Below are 15,511 nucleotides of genomic sequence, written 5' to 3'. Positions count from 1 at the left end.
GACTCCTGACTCCTGACTCCTGACTCCTGACTCCTGACTCCTGACTCCTGACTCCTGACTCCTGACTCCTGACTCCTGACTCCTATTAACAAATGACCTTTATACCTTTTCGCGAAAGCGTATAAAAAGAATTAAAAATAACCTGTAACATCCTTTTACAAATAACTACTTATAGTATAGTAACGTTCATAAAACACTTTCATGGAAATCGCTCTACTTATTATTGCTATACCTTTAACCAATGAAGAGAAACTTAAGAAGAAGGTAACAACCTTTCAAAATTTATTAGGTGAATTGGGTGAACGGAAACTACCTGAAGATGTTATTATGTCTATAAATGAACATATTATGTATCTGAATGGAATTACGACCAAAGGAGAGCTTTCTAAAGAACTTCGTAAACGACAATCTAAGATACTGGCATTACTTCTTAAGAAATTAAAACTGGTACCTAAAGGCTACTATCGCAACATGTGGATGGCCGTAGGTATGTCTGCTTTTGGTGTTTCTTTTGGAGTAGCTTTTGGTGTGGCATTAGATAATATGGCATTCTTAGGCATTGGAATCCCTATCGGAATGGGCATTGGTATTGCTATTGGAACCGCTATGGATGCAAAAGCCGAAAAAGAAGGTAAACAACTTGAGTTTGCTGTTTAATTAGCTTTTTACTTAATAATAACACACCCCTTAATCCTCTCTTACTAGAGGGGAAACTCATGCTTACTGCTTTGTAGTATGTAACTTTTTATTTAAAATAGTTCCTTCTCCCTCTGGGAGAAGGTTAGAGCCTGTGCTGAACTTGTTTCAGTAATGAGGGAGGTGAGGAGCTTTTGAATTGTTGTTATAAAGAACAATAACAAACCCCTTAATCCCCTCTTACTAGAGGGGAAACTCATGCTTACTGCTTTGTAGTATGTCACTTTTTATCTAAAAACAGTCCCTTCTCCCTCTGGGAGAAGGTTAGAGCCTGTGCTGAACTTGTTTCAGTAATGAGGGAGGTGAGGAGCTTTTAAATTGTTGCTATAAAGAACAATAACACACTCCTTAATCCCCTCTTACTAGAGGGGAAACTCATTCTTACTACTTTGTAGTATGTTACTTTTTATCTAAAAACAGTTCCTGCTCTCTCTGGGAGAAGGTTAGTGCTTGTGTTGAACTTGTTTCAATAATGAAGCAATATGGGAGAGATGATAGAAAAAACGTAATTTTGAACCTTACTCGTTTAGTTTTAAGAAGTTAGTGATTTGTAGGTTTTTTCTTTAAAATTGTAGTCTTATACCATAGTTTTAGTACTTTCATGGCTTGAAAGTTGCGCTTTATGCCATTTTTTTTCAAAAATTCAAATTCTTTATTCTTTATTTGTGGAAAGCTACTTATTAAATTATGAACTCAAAATCTAATATATCATGAACACAAGACAAACAAAAAGCGGGGAAGAAGCTCCCTGTGTAGTTGAAATACCTTCTGGTGCTACTTTTTTAGAAAATCTTACTTCTTACATAAAAGGCGCTTATATTGATAATTCAAATGGATCTGTTCAACCAACAAACACTCCTTTAACTCCTGAATTTACTGCAAACTATGTAACAACGGCTAAGAATAATATTACCATTACTGCTACTGTTAAAATTGACTCGGCAGTTACTATTAATGATTTGCAGGTGTATCAAAAAGATGCCATTATTGATCCTAATGATAACACTAAAATTCTTAAGCAGTTATACATAGGATATTGCTATGCAGAAGAAACTCCGGTAGGGTTATATCCATACACCGTTACTTTTGACATTGTAGCTGGAAGTTCACTAGGAACTATTAGCGAAATAGAATTATATCTCTATGATGAAGACCCTATTACATCATCTGGAAAGAAAGTAATAGTTCACCCTCCTGCGTAATAAAAGACCCCTATACTTTTATTACATATATTAAAAAGCCTACTTATTATTGATTAACTTAAAATCTAATTTACTATGAACACACAAACAGTTACAGCATCTGATTTTCCTACAAAAATCACAAGCTTTAAAGCAATTAAAGGAACAAGAATATTAAATAGCACACTCGGGGCTAATAAAGTTACGTCGAGTTTTTTACCCAACCCTTTTGACGTTTCTGTCACCAAACGTAAAGGTGTTCCAGCAATAACATTTAATTTTAAAGTATATATAGATGCTAATAATACCTCTCAGCTATACTTTAAAGTAGATAAGACGAGTACAAAATTCTGTTTAGAATATGACCATGCAGAAGAAACACCTGAGTATGTATATGAGTATACAATTATGGCAGAATATGGATGCTCAACCCTACATGAGGATAGTGAAGTAACTTTATATCTTATGGATACTGACCCTATTACGTCTTCAGGTAAGAAAGTAATAGTTCATCCTCCTGCATAGAGATATCAATATTTTATAATTTAAAAAGTAGAGATGCATAATCTCTACTTTTTTTGTATGCTTTATTTTAGTTACATTGTTACTAAAATTATTTTATGAAATATAAAATACTGGTTTTTTATATACTATGTTTTTTACCATTACTGTCATTTTCTCAAATGAAAAGTGAATACGGTGAATTTGAAAAAATACTCAAACAAAAATCAGATCTATATATAAATGAACCTAACTTTAAAAAAGCACAATCCTTTTTCTTAGAAAAAGAATGGGATTCTACCTTATTATATACCAGTAAACAATTAGGTTTAACATCTAAAAATAAGCATCTTGATAACTTTTCTCATTTTTTAAGAGGCTATAGTTTTTATAAAAAGAGAGTATTCAGTGAATCAAAAAGTGAATTTTTGAAAATCACAGAAGATTTTGATTATTACCTTCATACAAAGATTTTTTTAGGTGCCATTGCTATAGAACAAGAAAATTATAACAAAGCCTTGGAATATCTATTGCCTATTGAAAATATTACAAATGATAAACTTTTAGGGATTAACAGGAATAGTATAGAAGGTAATATAGCTTCTTGTTATTTGCTTCTTGATAAATTCAGTGAGGCGGATATTTATTTTAAAAAAAATATAAAGTTTTTAGAAGAAAAAAGAGATACACTTAATTTAGTAATAGGTTATAGTAATCTAGCTACCAATTATGACTATTTGGATTCTACAGACCAAGCCATAGCAAACTATAAAAAGGCATATGATCTTTCTAGGTATATTGATGATTATGAGGTTAAAACAGGAACTACCCATAATATGTATGAGGTATCAAAATATTTAGGTCAACCCGATTTAGCTTATCAATATATAGAAGAACATAATCAGTGGAAAGATTCGTTACATGATCAAAATGAAGTAGCGCGTGTACTGCAATTGGAAAAACGTATTGCTGTTGAGCAAAAGCAACAAGAAGTAAGTCTGCTAGAAGCTGAAAACAAAGTAAAAGAAGCGCAAAAAGATGGGTTGATGCTTTCGTCTGTCATTTTACTCTTATTACTAGGAACGGGTGTTTATTTTTATAGAGAGAAGGTGAAAAGCAACAAAATCATTAGTGCTCAGAAAGAAGATCTAGATGAACTCAATGCTACAAAAGATAAGTTGTTTTCTATTGTAAGTCATGATTTACGTTCTTCTGTACATGCTTTGAAATCAAGTAATTCAGATCTTGTGGACAATCTGGAAGCTAAAAACTTAGAGAAAGTACATACGCTTTTACATTCTAATAGTGCCATTGTAAATGGCGCATATAATTTATTAGACAACCTTTTAAATTGGGCATTATTGCAAACCAAGCAATCGTATTTTGAAGTTGGAGAATTACGTTTATTCTTTATCGTAGAACAGGTAGCGCATAATTACAAAGCTTTGTTGTTAGAAAAGAAGATTCATTTTGAAAATACGATTCCTAAAAAAGATAAAGTGTTTGCAGATCAAGAATCGTTAAAGATTATTTTGAGAAATATCATTGATAATGCGATCAAATTTTCAAATGCTGAAGATACTATTAAGATATATACGCGACACACAAAAGAAGGCTTTTGTGATTTGGTGATAGAAGATACAGGATTAGGAATGAGTGAAGCTACGAGACAAAACTTATTACAGGAAACGATTGTGACTTCAGAAAAGGAAAATAAGGATATAATTGGTTCTGGTTTAGGGATGCAATTATGTAAGTCTATGATCAAAAAAAATAATGGAAATTTCTTTATAGAAAGCGAGTTAGGAAAAGGTACAAAAATGATTGTATCTTTATCTAAAATACCTCCTGATGGATACTATTAATGTACTTGTTATAGAAGATACTCCTGCTCAGAGTGATAGGCTTGTAAAGACACTTGAAGAAAATAACTTTGCAGTGGTAGGTGTTGCTACTAGTCTCAAAGAAGCATTGTCATTATTTTATGGATCTGGTAAAATAGACATTGTAATCATTGATATTTTCCTAAATGGTGTTCCAGACGGGATTGCTTTTGCCGAAACGATTAATGCAGTGCCTAATGCTTCAAAACCTTTTGTATTTCTAACAAGCTCTACAGATCGTCAGATATTTCAGAGAGCAAAACTCACACAACCTTTTAGTTACTTAATGAAGCCTTTTAATGAATTAGAACTTCTATATGCTATAGAAATGGCCGTTGAGAAGTTTTATGCGCAACAGGATGTTTTTTTAGGGGATGATGAGGATACAGTGATTAGTGATGAGTATTTGTTTATTAAGAAAGGAAAATCACTTAAGAAAGTTCGCATTGCAGAAATCATCTATATTGAAGTAGAGGAGAAGTACTGTAATATCATTACCGAAAAAGAAAAATTTGTGATTCTCATATCACTTACAAAAATTCTAAAACTATTAGATAATAATAGCTTCTATCGTACGCATAGAAATTATATTGCTAATCTTGAAAAAGTAGAAGAAATTATACTAGCAGACAATCTTATCATTCTATCTGGAAATCATAGAGTAACACTTAGTGATACCTATAAAGATATTGTGAAAAGAATGCGTACGTTAAGATAATGCATTGTTTTTTAGTCGTTTATAAGTTAGTCTATTTGTTGTTTTTAATTTAGAATACGGTTTTTATTTCATACCACTTCTTTTCTGTTTTATGGGTAAAAAATGGGTTCTTATACCATTTTTCTCCATTAGGCTCTTCTTCTTTTGTAGTTTTATTCCAGAAATAAAAAACAAGTAACCTACTTATTAATCATAAACAATTATGGGGGCGTATAGATATAAAGTTCATTCGGCGATTTACTCTTGGGACAAACCAGGATCTTCTACGAGACCAGCATGTAATGTTACTGAGATTGTACAAGGGATTCTCGATAAGCCTAAAAATAGGGGAGTGATTCCATTAAATGCAGAATTGATAAATGATCCAGCTCCAGGTTGCGCAAAAACATTTGCCATTATTGTTTCTATAGAAACACCAGATGGTACAAACACGACACGTTTTTGTTCATCTTCAGATGGACCAACGCTTAATATTAATGATTCAGGAGTAGAATGTTACTTCTAATAAAATATACTTTTTAGGGGTTTTAAAGTATAGGCTTTTACACCTGCCGAGAGGCAGGTTGAGAAGCAAAAAAGAAAATAGAGCAGGCATCTTCTTACTAACGATTAATTCAAATAAAATAAGGGGTGAATTAGCATAGTATTGCCTGTTTGATCAATATGGTTTATTAATGATTTGTTACATATGTGAGATTATATTGATCGAAAGGGCTGTCTGGGGAAGATGGCCTTTTTTCTGTGTACATTTTATCGCTTCGTTCTCTCTGTAGTTGTGAATTTACTGGCTAGTAAGTATCATTAGTTCGCTTTCGCGAAAGCGTATACATCATCCCTTAATTTAATAGTATATATTCTGCTAGTTTAGCCGAAATTTCCTCTGTAATATTCTAGAATTTTCACACGTAATAGATACTCATATTGCGCATTGATGAGGTTTGCTTTTGCATTTTCTAAATTGTTTTTACTTCATAAAGGAAAAAATCATCGTAAAAAGCGTTGAGGGTGAAGGATCCGTGTTTAGCTTGGTGTTTTAAATTCGATATATTTAACAAACTCTCCATACTATAGTAATCTGGCAGTATACGCTTTCGCGAAAGCGTATAAAATCAATAATACATCTATTGTTTTAGTAACCTAATCTAATGAATAATAAAATTTCAATAGTACTCATACCTTTATCTATACATCTAAATTTATTTGGACAAGTAGCTGATGATTCTTTTCAAGATGTTGTTTTAAAAAATAATATTATTGATAGTCTTCATGTATTTGGAGAATGGAATAAAATAGATGGAACTGAAACCCATTTAAAGTATTTAGGTATTATTAGGAGTGAGAACGGAAACTTCAAAATAATTACTTCTTGTTGGCTTTGGGGCTCTTCGAAAAGAGCAACAAACAGAATTTTAGTGTTTAATGAGGATACGACATATTTAGGGAATTATCATTTGGCTATGAAATATGATTTGCCTGAAAAAATTGAAAATAATCAACTTGTATTTTTTCATTCTGAAAGTGATGATTGTGATAAAAATATAATTACTCGTTTGTCTTTTGATAAGGGGATTCCTAAACAATTCTTTTTAGAATGTAAAAATGGATATGGTGATGTTTATTCGTTTTACAAAGAATGAACTGATTATTACAATAGTAAAGGATAACCCGTTGTGCATTTTGAATAGATTTCTTGATTTTTTCCCCTCCCTGAAGGGTGAATCGAAGAAATCTTCATCACTTCCTTTAGGATTTGAGATATATAATGAAGATTAATAGGACAATTACTAGTTATTTTATCAAAATACACAACGGGTTAAAGGATAGTATTTATTTACTCTTTAAATAAAAAGTCCTGATAAAAACGTGTTAAAAATTACGTTTTTTGATATCCGAGTAACAGAAAATCATAAAAAAAGAGTACTGGAAAATGTACTCTTTTTTTATGATAACTACCCATCATTATGGTTTTGGTAATGGTATATATTATTTTAATTCTTACTTCGTTTTAGGTTGGAAGACAGGTAATAACTTAGGTCTAACTATGCAACGGAAAGTCCTGATAAAAACGTATTGAAAAAATTACATTTTTATCAGGACAACCACCCATTACGGTTTTGACAATGGTATATTTATTTTAATTCTTATTTCGTTTTAGGCTGAAAAACAGGTAATAACTTAGTCGGTTCCTTAAAACGGAAAGTCCTTATAAAAACGTATTGAAAAAATTACGTTTTTATAAGGACAACCACCCATTACGATTTTGGTAATGGTATATTTATTTTAATTCTTACTTCGTTTTAGGTTGGAAGACAGGTAATAACTTCGTAGATACTTCTCCAAAACCGATACGAGGGGTATCTTTTGATTTACAATGGCCACGTATAATAACCGTATCATTATCTTCTATAAACTTACGATCACCACCTTCATCTAAACGTACAGGACGTTCTCCACGCCAAGATAATTCTAGCATAGATCCATATGAATCTGGCGTAGGACCAGATAACGTTCCGCTACCCATCATATCTCCTGCATTGACTGGGCACCCATTTACAGTATGATGTGCCAACTGCTGACTCATATTCCAGTACATATATTTGAAGTTAGACTTAGCTACGACCGTTTCTTTTTTTCCTTCAGGTTGTAATGCTACTTCTAATTTGATATCAAAACTCTTTTTTCCTTCATATTGTAAATAAGGAAGGAGTTCCTTTTTAGGCTTAGGGCTTTCTACTCTATAGGGCTCTAATGCATCTAATGTCACAATCCATGGAGAGATAGAAGAAGCAAAGTTCTTTGCTAAGAAAGGCCCTAATGGCACATACTCCCATTTCTGAATATCACGTGCGCTCCAATCATTAAAGAGTACCAATCCAAAGATATTATCTTCAGCATCTTCTGTAGAGATCGATTCACCTAAGTGATTTGCCGCAGTGGTGATAAACGCCATTTCTAATTCAAAATCTACCAAACGAGAAGGTCCAAAAATAGGCTCTGTTGCTCCATTAGGTAATTTTTGTCCTTGTGGTCTATGCACAGGAATTCCTGATGGAATCACAGAAGAACTCCTACCATGATAGGCTACAGGTAAGTGTAACCAGTTTGGCATTAATGCATTTTCTTCACCTCGAAACATGGTTCCTACATTGGTTGCATGTTCAATACTTGAATAAAAATCTGTATAATCACCTATTTGTACAGGAAGTTGCATTTCGATTTCATTCATATCAAAAATAACAGTCTCCCGGTGTTTTTGATTTTCGCGCAAAGCGGTATTATTTTCTTCAAAAATCTCAGAAATACGATTACGTACCAATCGCCATGTCTTACGACCATCTGCAATAAAGTCATTTAACGTATCCTGCAAAAAGATATCATCTGTAAGTGGGATTCCTTCAAAATATCCTAACTGATGCAATGCACCTAGGTCAATAGCATAATCTCCAATACGCGTACCGATGGTAATGACATCATCACGTGTTAGAAATACACCAAAAGGAATATTTTGAATGGGAAAATCAGTGTTCTTGGGGGTTTTTAGCCAAGTTTTTATCGAGGGATTGTTAGCAGATAGTGGCATATGTGGTTCTTAATAAGATGTTAGTAAATTTTGCTACCCAAATATAGGATTTTATAGTACTGTAATAAAGACTTTATGTTATTTTTACATCTCTTTTTAACATAAGATATATTATGCAACGCGACACAGCTATTTTTGATTTAATACAAGAAGAAAAAGAACGCCAATTAGATGGCTTAGAATTAATTGCTTCAGAAAATTTTGTTAGTGACCAAGTAATGGAAGCCGCAGGATCAGTACTTACAAATAAGTATGCCGAAGGATATCCAGGAAAACGATATTACGGTGGATGTGAGGTAGTAGATGAAGTAGAAACAATTGCTATAGAACGCGCTAAAGAACTTTTTGGAGCTGCCTATGCAAATGTACAACCACATTCAGGATCTCAAGCAAATACAGCTGTTTTTCATGCATGTTTAAAACCTGGAGATACTTTTTTAGGGTTTGACCTTTCTCATGGAGGACACTTAACGCATGGTTCTCCAGTAAACTTTTCTGGACGTTTATACAATCCTGTTTTTTACGGAGTAGAGAAGGAGACAGGACGTTTAAACTATGATAAAATACAAGAGATTGCTTTACAAGAAAAGCCAAAAATGATTATAGCTGGTGCAAGCGCCTATTCTCGTGAAATTGATTATGCACGCTTTCGCGAAATTGCAGACAGTATAAATGCTATTTTGATGGCAGATATCGCACATCCAGCTGGTTTGATCGCTAAAGGAATTATCTCAGATCCAATTCCGCATTGTCACGTAGTAACGACAACCACTCATAAAACCCTTCGTGGGCCAAGAGGTGGTCTTATTTTAATGGGGAAAGATTTTGAAAACCCATTTGGAATCACACTCAAAAGCGGAAAACCACGTATGATGTCATCTTTGTTAGACAGCGGTATCTTCCCAGGGAATCAAGGAGGACCTTTAGAGCATATCATTGCGGCCAAAGCGATTGCTTTTGGAGAAGCACTGACGGATGATTTCTTACACTATATGGTTCAAGTTCAAAAAAATGCAAAAGTAATGGCTGCTGCATTTGTAGCTAAAGGCTATGATATTATTTCTGGAGGAACCGATAACCATATGATGCTTATTGATCTTCGTAATAAAGATATCACAGGAAAAGCCGCCGAAGCTGCCTTAGGAAAAGCAGATATTACAGTAAATAAAAATATGGTGCCTTTTGATGATAAATCACCATTTGTAACATCAGGAATTCGTATTGGTACAGCTGCAATTACTACAAGAGGTTTAAAAGAAGAGGATATGCAAATGATCGTTGACTTTATAGACGAAGCGATTATGAATCACGAAGATGATGCTGCCTTAGAAGCAATTGCTAGTAACGTAAATGCAATGATGGGGGATAAACCGTTATTTGTTGCATAATTAATGTATAAGATCAAAAATAAAAAGCTCCATTTAGGAGCTTTTTATTTTTGATCTTTACTTATAGATAGTGAGAAGTCTATCTTTATTAAAACATAGGTAACCGTAATACTAATAGCAAATTCTATTTCCATGGCAATATAGGTATGTAAACTACCTAAAAGTAAGTATACTATACCCATTAAAACATACCCTCTTTAGGGTATTTATAACTCCTCATTTTTGTGGAGGTATTGGTAGGCTAATTTTTGTAATGCACCAGCCCCTGAGATGTGTAGTTTCCTAATCATATTTTTGCGATGCGTACTTACAGTGGCTTCACTAATGGCTAACATACTTGCAATTTCTTTGGAAGAGAAATCTAAACCAATAAGATTAAAAATTTGATTTTGCCTAGCTGATAGAGTATTAGAATAAAGCTCTTGCTTGCTGTACATCTTAATAAGGTGGAGTATTTTATCTATAAGTTCAGGATCATTAGAAATAGCTCTATAGGCAGTAATGATTTTTAGTGTTTGCTGTATATTTAACTTTTGTTTCTGTGAGCAAGCTTGTTCTATACTTGCTATGATTTCTTGGGTTACATTCATAGTTTAAAACTAGAGAGAATAAAGAGAAGATAAAATACCCATCACTAGGTATTTGTAAAAAATACTTGTAAAATAAAAGGCGAATTATTTATATAAATAACTCGCCTTTTCCACTGATGATATTGTGTCTTTTTTTACTTAAGTGTACCCTTTGCAAAGTATCCCCAATCTGTATTCCCATCTATTTCATCAGATTTATTAGAAACATGTCTGGTATGAAAAACAGACAACTCAGAGTCAGATGACCAAGAAAGTGAAAACATTTGTGTTTCTGTCCAAACTCCCCCTTTGTTGATCCAGAAAAAATTAAGATGTTCTCCATACCCTTTGCTTATCTGTACTTCAAATTGCCTGTCTTTTACTAAATCATCATCCTCATCTGTTGTGACACCATATACGTTATTATCTTCTATAAATAAGGTGAGCTTATATTGTTCTCCATTTTCTTTTTCTAGAACTCCTTCCCAAAGCCCATCAAAATCTCGATCTTGAGAAAATCCTTGAAAGATTGATAACATAAGAAATGCGGCAACTAAAATTATTTTTTTCATTGTGTTAGTGATTTTTTACTTGTTAAAAGTACTTATAATGGTTATTAAAAAAAATACCTAGTATAGGGTATTTTGCGTTTTTAATATACATATTTTAAGGTAAAACCATAATAATATGATGGTTTATAACCGAATATTGAATTTTTGTAAAAAATAATAACCAATAGAAAATGCTGTTAAATCACTGGAAATTAGTAATATATACTTGTAATTGTTAAAATAATATCAATTACATAGTATATAGTATTGGAGGTCATTTTGTATTTAGAAGCATTTAGAGTTGAATTAATCTATGAAGACGGGAATGCTAGAAATCGTATTTCTTTTCTATAGCATATTTTAATAATTCACCTTTACCACTAAGGCCTAGTTTGCGCATCATGTTTTTACGATGTTTCTCTACTGTAGAGACCGCTGTAAAGCGTACATCTGCAATTTCTGATGAGGTTTTGTTTTGGGCGATGAGGCGTAAAATTTCCCGTTCGCTTTTAGATAAAACGGATTTTGGTGTTTTTGCTTTCGCGAAAGCGTCATTAAACAGATTCTGATCGATGCCAGTATCATAGTAAACCTTGCCTTGCATCACGGCATATATGGCTTTTAAAATTTCTTCTAGCGGACTATTTTTTAGAATATATCCTTTGGCGCCGGCATCGCGCATTTGTATCACAGCTTGGTCTTGATCAAACATAGAAAACGCAATGATCTTGGTGTGCGGAAATTCTTTCATAATGATTTTAGTGGCTTCGATACCATCTAGTTTAGGCATGCGAATATCCATTATCACCACTTTAGGTTGTTTTAAACGAACAATATCCAATAACTCTTTACCATCGTTTGAAGTTCCTATAATCGAAATGCCTTCTTCATATTTTAAAAGTAAAGAGATCCCGTCTATAAGGGATTGGTGATCTTCGGCGATGGCTACTGTAATCATAATAAGTCTATTGTTTTGTATACTGAAAGGAGATTGAGTGATTTGCTAGAAGCAAATTGTATCGAAATCACCGAATTTGAAATCTATATTTTATGTTATAAATATACTAGTATTCTTATAAAGGGATATCTATACTTATACTTGTACCTCTTCCTAGAGCACTATCTACTTCCATGGTTCCTTCTAAATGTTCTATGCGACGTTCTATGTTACCGAGTCCCATGCCATCTTTTTCTTTGAGTTTGCCTACTTTAAATCCTTTTCCATTGTCTTCTACCATGATATTGAGTTCGTTGTCATGTTGCGTTAGGGAGATATTGGCTTCGCCGGCATTGGCATGTTTTACGATATTGGTAACAAGTTCCTGGATGATTCTGAAAATCGTAATTTCTAGTTCATTAGCAATTCTATTTTCTAGACCAAAATCTTGTACCTCTACCTGAAGGTTATTATTAGAAGAAACCGTGCGGGCTAGTTTCTGAATGGCAGGTAAGAGTCCGTTTTTTGCCAAAACACCACTATTACGCTCATGGGATATGGTACGTACTTTTTGATAGGCCTCATTCACCAGCGCATTGGTTTTTTGTAGTAATGCTTTTGGATCATCAACTTTATCTAGGTTACGTTCTAGATTCTCAACTTGCATACGAACCGTGGCTAATGTACTGCCTAGATTATCATGTAACTCGCCTGCAAGTCGCAGGCGTTCTTTTTCTTGTCCAGAGACCATGGCATTGATGGTTTCGAGTTCTTTCTCTTTTAAAATGGTTTCTGTTTTCTGTATTTGGAGTTCGCGATCTTGCTCAGCAATACGTTGTTTTCGTTTGGTGTTTCGGTATACGAGGAAGGCGATGATAGAGCCGAGGAGGAGGGTGGAGCCGAGGCTAATGGCTATGGTTTGTGAGCGTTTATTTTTTACTTCTAACTTTAGATTTTCTTTTTCTTTTTCGAGGGTTTTATATTTTTTATCAGCTTCAATAATTGTATTATTCTGTGCTAATTCATTAATACTATCTTTTAATTTCAGGAGTAGTTTAGCATAAAATATTGCTTCTTTATAATCTTCTTTTTCTGAATATATTGACAGGAAATTTTTGAGATATATTAATTTAGTTTTAGAGATATTTACTTTAACGTCTGTTTTTTCTGCTAATTTCAAATATTTTAAGGCTGCATCATATTGTTTTTTCTTTTGGTAAAGTTTTGAAAGATTATTATAAAGGTATGAAGTATAAGTATCTTGATTGTTTTTTTTGAATATCGGTAAAGCCTTTTCATAATAGTATATTACCGAATCTTCTGCATCCTTGTAATTAGTATATTCAAATGAAAGTCCGATATTTGTATGTAAAGAAGCAACTCTAACAGAATCTTGTATTATTAATGCTTTGGATATTGATTTTTTATACCATTTTATTGCTTCAACTCCATTCCTTTTATTCAAGAAATAAGTTCCTTTTATTAAATATGCATCGCTAAGATATGATGGAGAGTTAATTTTTTCTGCGTCATTAATAAAATTGTTAATATATATATATCTATCTATTTTTTTTAGACTGTTTTGATGACTAAGTAATTTTATAATTGCACGGTTAGTGTTAGCTCTCCATTTTATACTATCGAGTTGATTAAATATATTTAAAGCTTTTAAGCAATAATTATAACCTTCACCTTGTCTGTCATCTTGGGTTAAAGATTTACAATAATTAAGATACCAATGAGCTTTTTTAAATTCATTTAGAGTAACTGTATCTATTGTACTTAAATATTCTTGCGCTTTTTTATATTCTAAATTAATAAGTAAAGAATCAATCTTTTTAAATTGATAGTTTTGACCGATAAAACTCTTACTATTAAATAATAGTAAGAGTGTGATGATTAATATTTGAAATTTTGGTTTCTTCAATAAAAAATTATCTGGTGCCAATAATAATTTTCCCATCTATTGTTTCTGGTTGGAATTCATTACCAAATATATTAAGGCAAGGAACAATTTCATCTATCCTGCCATAAATATTTATTCTTGTGAATAGAATAGAACCTATATCAATTTTTAATCTACAATCTGGATTTTTTGGGTTATTATAAGTCGGATTTGTAGGAATGTACAAAGAATCTGAAACGGGTTTTTTTACTAAGATAAAATTTAAATCTAAAAAATGAAATTTATTTCCTTCTATTACATCACAACAGATATGTCCATTAATAGGTTCATATTTAAATCTTTCATCTGTGTTTTTTATATCAATTTTCAATGATTCCACGATATATCCATTAGTTTTAAAATTTGCAATAATATCAAAGTCTCCTTCATTAAAGATTTCTAAACTTTGTTCAGTTTCATTTATTTTAAATGGTAAAAATGTCATAATTTATTTTGTTTAATTTATAAAAGAATTGAATTTTAAAGTATCAGGTAGTCCATCTTTTTTGCATGGTACTATTTGTCTATTACTTTTTAGTAATAGATATAAATTATTAGCTACAGTTTTCTTATTACAATCACCTCCCATCACCAAACCAATGACATCTCTTTTTCTATTAATTTCGTCTCTTAGCGATAAAATTGACCCAGAATCCCCTTTGCAGGAAGTAATATCATTACATAATAATTGATTTTTATACCACTTGTTACTCACTTTAACTGTGGCATTAAAAGAAAAAATTTTTCCTTCTTCATACCTAGATTTTTGCCCAATAAAGCAAACATCAGGGGTATTATTAGATATATCGACTATATCCCCCAAAACATAACCATATGGATTAGTTCCAGTAGTAGTAGTATCATCTAACTTTGCAATTGCAACATCAAACTGGTCATTAGAAATACCCCAACAAACTTCTCCTATTTTTTTAATTTTATTCCTAGATACTTTATATACAGATCTTCCAATATTATTGCAATTTTTTAATATTACATGATAATTAGAAATTAAAAAAGCATCACTTATTCCTTCAAAGTTTATTATAGCCCCTAGTGTTCCTTTACTCCCTCCATCTCCTTCTAATCTTATAGCAGTTTGCCCAATAGGTATTTTAGATTTTTGTTCATAAAACTCAAAATGAGATTTTTCTTTAGATGATTTAACTTTACTAATAGTTTTCTTCATCCTTTTACTTTTTTTATAATCTTCTACACTTAAATTAATACCATAAATTTCCATAATGATATTTTGTAAATAACCTTTGATCTCTTTTATTTTATTTTTCTCTATTTCATTTCTTACAAACCCAATCTTAAAATCATATTTTGAAGGGTTATTATTTGGAACAATTGCTAAGTATTTAATAGCTTCTATATCTCCATATTTGGAAATCAACTTATCACTTAATGTTGCTTGTATATCATTGATATTGCTCATTTTTATTTTTTTATAATTGGTGTTGTTTTAGAAAAATTTCAAGAATTATACTTCACTTAATTAGATACTTAAAGAATGATAATAAAATAAATCATCTTTAAATCAAATTACTTAGAATTAAGAT

Annotated in this window: 15 protein-coding genes; 8 read left to right on the top strand and 7 right to left on the bottom strand. The window is 32.1% G+C overall.

What is annotated here, in order from left to right:
• Positions 1-201 precede the first annotated feature (201 nt).
• From Q1A01_RS19570 to Q1A01_RS19540, 7 genes are all read left to right on the top strand, one after another.
• Entirely contained in the window at positions 202-657 is a 456-nt protein-coding gene (locus Q1A01_RS19570; RefSeq protein ID WP_299684243.1) for a hypothetical protein, read from the top strand.
• Between the two features lie 749 nt (positions 658-1,406).
• Positions 1,407-1,898 (top strand): hypothetical protein, encoded by a 492-nt coding sequence (locus Q1A01_RS19565; protein WP_299684241.1) that lies wholly within the window; start codon positions 1,407-1,409, stop codon positions 1,896-1,898.
• A 75-nt stretch (positions 1,899-1,973) separates the two neighbouring features.
• Complete coding sequence (locus Q1A01_RS19560; protein WP_299684239.1) at positions 1,974-2,402, top strand: hypothetical protein; 429 nt, start codon at positions 1,974-1,976, stop codon at positions 2,400-2,402.
• A 95-nt stretch (positions 2,403-2,497) separates the two neighbouring features.
• On the top strand, positions 2,498-4,243 hold the full coding sequence (locus Q1A01_RS19555; protein ID WP_299684237.1) for an ATP-binding protein: 1,746 nt from the start codon (positions 2,498-2,500) through the stop codon (positions 4,241-4,243).
• Positions 4,230-4,979, top strand: a complete 750-nt coding sequence (locus tag Q1A01_RS19550; protein ID WP_299684235.1) for a response regulator transcription factor — start codon at positions 4,230-4,232, stop codon at positions 4,977-4,979. Before Q1A01_RS19555 ends, Q1A01_RS19550 begins: the two co-directional genes overlap by 14 nt.
• A gap of 202 nt (positions 4,980-5,181) precedes the next feature.
• Positions 5,182-5,484: a hypothetical protein gene (locus Q1A01_RS19545; RefSeq protein WP_299684233.1), complete on the top strand. Its 303-nt coding sequence runs from the start codon at positions 5,182-5,184 to the stop codon at positions 5,482-5,484.
• 640 nt (positions 5,485-6,124) lie between these two features.
• Positions 6,125-6,616 (top strand): hypothetical protein, encoded by a 492-nt coding sequence (locus Q1A01_RS19540; RefSeq protein ID WP_299684231.1) that lies wholly within the window; start codon positions 6,125-6,127, stop codon positions 6,614-6,616.
• A 650-nt stretch (positions 6,617-7,266) separates the two neighbouring features.
• On the opposite strand, the gene fahA is transcribed toward Q1A01_RS19540, so the two are convergent.
• Positions 7,267-8,559 carry a fumarylacetoacetase gene (gene fahA, locus Q1A01_RS19535; RefSeq protein WP_299684229.1) on the bottom strand — a complete coding sequence of 431 codons (1,293 nt, stop codon included), beginning with the start codon at positions 8,557-8,559 and terminating at the stop codon, positions 7,267-7,269.
• A 113-nt stretch (positions 8,560-8,672) separates the two neighbouring features.
• On the opposite strand from fahA, the gene glyA reads away from it, so the two are divergent.
• Positions 8,673-9,947 (top strand): serine hydroxymethyltransferase, encoded by a 1,275-nt coding sequence (glyA, locus tag Q1A01_RS19530; protein WP_299684227.1) that lies wholly within the window; start codon positions 8,673-8,675, stop codon positions 9,945-9,947.
• A 206-nt stretch (positions 9,948-10,153) separates the two neighbouring features.
• Here the strand turns inward: glyA and Q1A01_RS19525 are convergent, their stop codons facing one another.
• The 6 genes from Q1A01_RS19525 to Q1A01_RS19500 all read right to left on the bottom strand — a co-directional run bounded on the left by Q1A01_RS19525 (position 10,154) and on the right by Q1A01_RS19500 (position 15,387).
• Positions 10,154-10,537, bottom strand: a complete 384-nt coding sequence (locus tag Q1A01_RS19525) for a LuxR C-terminal-related transcriptional regulator (protein WP_299684225.1) — start codon at positions 10,535-10,537, stop codon at positions 10,154-10,156.
• A gap of 134 nt (positions 10,538-10,671) precedes the next feature.
• Positions 10,672-11,088, bottom strand: coding sequence for a hypothetical protein (locus Q1A01_RS19520; RefSeq protein ID WP_299684223.1), 417 nt, complete (start codon positions 11,086-11,088; stop codon positions 10,672-10,674).
• A 307-nt stretch (positions 11,089-11,395) separates the two neighbouring features.
• Positions 11,396-12,025, bottom strand: a complete 630-nt coding sequence (locus Q1A01_RS19515) for a response regulator transcription factor (protein WP_299684221.1) — start codon at positions 12,023-12,025, stop codon at positions 11,396-11,398.
• Positions 12,026-12,140: 115 nt separating this feature from the next.
• Positions 12,141-13,967, bottom strand: coding sequence for a sensor histidine kinase (locus Q1A01_RS19510; RefSeq protein WP_299684219.1), 1,827 nt, complete (start codon positions 13,965-13,967; stop codon positions 12,141-12,143).
• Positions 13,939-14,394, bottom strand: coding sequence for a hypothetical protein (locus Q1A01_RS19505; protein WP_299684217.1), 456 nt, complete (start codon positions 14,392-14,394; stop codon positions 13,939-13,941). Before Q1A01_RS19505 ends, Q1A01_RS19510 begins: the two co-directional genes overlap by 29 nt.
• 12 nt (positions 14,395-14,406) lie before the next feature.
• The gene (locus tag Q1A01_RS19500; protein ID WP_299684215.1) at positions 14,407-15,387 is read right to left on the bottom strand and encodes a hypothetical protein; all 981 of its coding nucleotides are present in this window, start codon (positions 15,385-15,387) and stop codon (positions 14,407-14,409) included.
• Between the last annotated feature and the right edge of the window lie 124 nt (positions 15,388-15,511).

It is taken from the genome of uncultured Dokdonia sp. (assembly GCF_947492815.1).
Lineage (GTDB): Bacteria > Bacteroidota > Bacteroidia > Flavobacteriales > Flavobacteriaceae > Dokdonia.
The sequence above is the reverse complement of the archived record's forward strand: the minus strand, read 5'-3'. Positions and strand labels throughout refer to the sequence as shown.